The organism is Mucilaginibacter sp. (assembly GCF_039207105.1).
Classification (GTDB): domain Bacteria; phylum Bacteroidota; class Bacteroidia; order Sphingobacteriales; family Sphingobacteriaceae; genus Mucilaginibacter.
This window is the reverse complement of the sequence record NZ_JBCECK010000016.1, coordinates 9,808-13,369: the sequence shown is the minus strand read 5'-3', so window position 1 is coordinate 13,369 and position 3,562 is coordinate 9,808. Positions and strand designations below refer to the sequence as shown.

Sequence of the window (3,562 nt, the reverse complement as noted above, 5' to 3'; positions counted from 1 at the left end):
CTGTAGTATAAATCTTTTCTGAAACGACCCGCTTCAACTTCATGCAACAAACTGCGGTTGGTGGCAGCAATGATCCGTACATCAACAGGGATAGTGGTTTTGCCGCCTACGCGTTCTATTTCTTTTTCTTGTAGTACCCTTAATAATTTTGATTGAAGTTCAAGTGGTAATTCGCCTATCTCATCCAGAAAAAGTGTGCCTCCGCTGGCCAATTCAAATTTACCAACCCTCCGTTCAACAGCCCCGGTAAAGCTGCCTTTCTCGTGACCAAAAAGTTCACTTTCTATGAGATTTGGAGGCAGAGCCGCGCAGTTGATCTTAACAATTAATTTTTCTTTACGTTTTGATTCCTGGTGTATGGCCCTTGCAACCAATTCTTTACCTGTTCCTGTTTCGCCAAGAATAAGTACTGTACTATCTGTTGCTGCAACTTGCGAAACAAGCTTGAAAACTTCTCTCAGGCATTCGGTGTTGCCAACCATTTCACTATAATTGTTACTGGTCTCCAATTCTTCTTTGAGGTAAATCCGCTCTTCTTCTAATTGCTGTTTATACCTTTTGATCTCCTCAAACTGCCTGATAACTTTTTCGCTGGCTATTAGGTTTGACACCGATACGGCGAGCTGTGAGCATATACAGCTTACCAATTTTTGTTCCTGTTCTAATATCTTTTTAAAGTTAGCAAACAAAACTCCGGGCATTTCTTCTCCAACGTAAACCGGAAATGCAAGCGCATGAGTAAAGTTGTGCAACTTGGCAAATTGTAAATAAGTTGGGCAGTTGGCCCGTTCATTTTCCTTATTAATATCAATCAAAATCATTTGGCCGGTAGCTTTTACCTGATCAAAAACTCCGTCATTAACCGGATATTTTGCTGTGTACATTTGATATGCACCGGGCGAACCTTCGGCCATAACTTCACTGTCCCATAGGTATGAGTAATGATATGACTGATCTTCACATAACCAATGCAGTGAATATTGAACAGAACCGAAAAGCTTCTGTAAATGATAACTGAATACCTTGTTGATCTCTTCCTTATTTCTGGCCTTGGATAGGGCATTGCTGATAGATAGTAAGGTTGATTTTTCAAATTCCCGTTTTTCCAGAGTTTCATTGGCCAGGATATTTGACATAGCAATGGATATCTGTTCGGCAATACCCTGCATCAAATTCAATGTACTCGCATCCCAATGACGTAGTTCGCTAAAACAGATATTCCAGAATCCGATTAGGGTATCAAAGCATTTCAAGCGTATTGATATCATTTGCTTAATCCCATTGTCGTAATTAAGTTTAAAATAGGGTGGACAATCTATTAAGTTTACCCAATCCACGAGATTAAAAGCGGAGGGAATTGCCGAATTAGCGGTTACATCCCAATGACCATTATTCATTGGGTACATATCTGTACTTATTTGTTGGTACCGAGGGTCATTACAGTTAGCAGATTGTGGATCGAGAAACGTGGGTTTAACATGGCCGGTTTCTTTATCAATGGTGCAGATAACAACATGTGAACAATCAAAAACAGGTTTAATACGCTCATTAAGCACATGTATGAGGTCTGCCTGGTTGCGGGTTGCAGCAAGGCTTTTACTGAGCGAAACCAATAGTTCTTTTTCGGCTTCCCAACGGTTAAACCGCCTTTTTTCAGCTACACTTAAGTCCTGACACTCTTTTGCATCGATGGTGTTTACAGTTGCTATTAACTGACCGCCTATCAACGTTAGTAAGTGGGTATCTGCAAGCCATGTCAATGAATCAGCATTTGTCAAAAGCACCCATATCCGGGCAATTTTACAATCATGAAAAAGCGGCTGTACAATTACACCTCCTATGCCCTTTTCTTTTAATTTAAGCAACTCTTTACATAAATTAGGGGTAGTGTTCAGATTGGCATACCAACCGTAGCCCATTTTTGATTGTTCCTTATATGAATCTATAACTCCGGATATCATCCCATTTGAGTAAAACAGAGATAGTAAATCTAAATCTACCTGATTTGTAGCTGTTTCAAACCAATTTACCCCGGGCATTTGAGCACCTTCTTTAAAGTCAAAAAGAGCTGAAGTTATTATTCCAAGTTCCTGGTGTACTTGCCGTTTCAACAAATCGCAAAGCTGCGGCTTGGTTTTTACATTGCGCAGACGCTCACCCAGTGTTAATAAATAAAGCCGTTCTTTTACTGCTTTTTTACCGCTAAGATTAAACAGATATTCTGCAAGATCATTGCTAAATATACTGATATCCATATCAAGCAAAGGTTGCCGACTGATATAACCAAGGAACATAACGCCCATTTTTATCTCTTCAGAAAAGAGTGGCAACACAACAATATATTGAAACGGAAATGCTGAATTGGAGGATAACATTCCGTGATCCTGTAATTCATCTCTGGAAATAATTTGCTGCTCATTGGCCATTGCAATCTGTACAATCAGATCCAGATGCTCAGCTTCCTCAACCGGATATTGCAATGAGGGCGTTTTGTCAACAAGCGAGTTCTTAAAAAGTCCTTTCGATGATTGTTCAAACAGTAATTGCAAGTAATCAGCATTCATTACTGAGCGGAAATGATCAAGTTGTAAAGGTATATCTTCAATATTTGTCGCCACCGAATTAAGCACACTGGGGTTTGAATGCATGAGTTATAATTTATTTTTCAATTGTTATAATTGCCATTAATGATGATACTGAGTTGCGTAAATACATGTTGTTATAATTAAAAAACAGTTAACATTGTTATTTAGCCGCTAAGTTTCCTGGCTTTACTTTCCTGATGATGAAAACGTTACACGCAATGCTTTTTAATTATTTTATTTAAAAAAAAACAGCCCCGTAGTTCTTTGTCATGACTTCTCCCTGAAAAAGATAAATAAACGCTTTACACCTTGGAAAATGCCAAAATAAAGAAACTAAGATATAATAAATTTCAGCAATAATTTTTACTGATTCTTGGTTTATCGGTACTAAAACTAAGCAAAACAGCAAGCCAGCAAAAGCAGCTTTACATACACATTTATGATACTTATCAGATAAAAATTTTAAGATACAAAAAGATATTATTTAACTTATAATTAAATATCACTTTTTAACAAATGAGAATAGGAGGCAGGTTTATTGGTAGCTGTCGTGACTGAAAATCTGTAAATGCCCTCTAAAAGCAAAATTCCCTTTTTTCCGCAAGAGGTTTCTACCGTATGAACATATTTATAACAATTACCAAAAAAGTCATAGATCTGATCTACCAAATTAACTGTGATGCTTTCACAGGGGAAATTCTCCGGACATTGCGAACAGTTTATGTTTTTTTTGTCACACATGAAAAAATCCAAATCATAACCCGAAGCGTGCAATTTGATGAGCCTGCGAGTGAGTTCACGATTGATCAACCGAACATCCGTGATAGAAAGTACATGTTCCTGCATATAATTTCAATTTTGGAACAATAAACTAAAATATCGGGCCAAAATATCAATTAATTAATAATCAGTTACTTATAAAATTGACATTATTAAAAAAACACGAAATATCGTTAATCAGTAAAAGGATATAACAC

1 protein-coding gene is annotated in these 3,562 nt (G+C 37.3%); it reads right to left on the bottom strand.

The features are described from left to right. On the bottom strand, positions 1-2,648 hold a 2,648-nt coding region (locus AAGC65_RS05350; protein ID WP_343111385.1), incomplete at its 3' end, for a sigma 54-interacting transcriptional regulator. Positions 2,649-3,562: the final 914 nt, after the last annotated feature.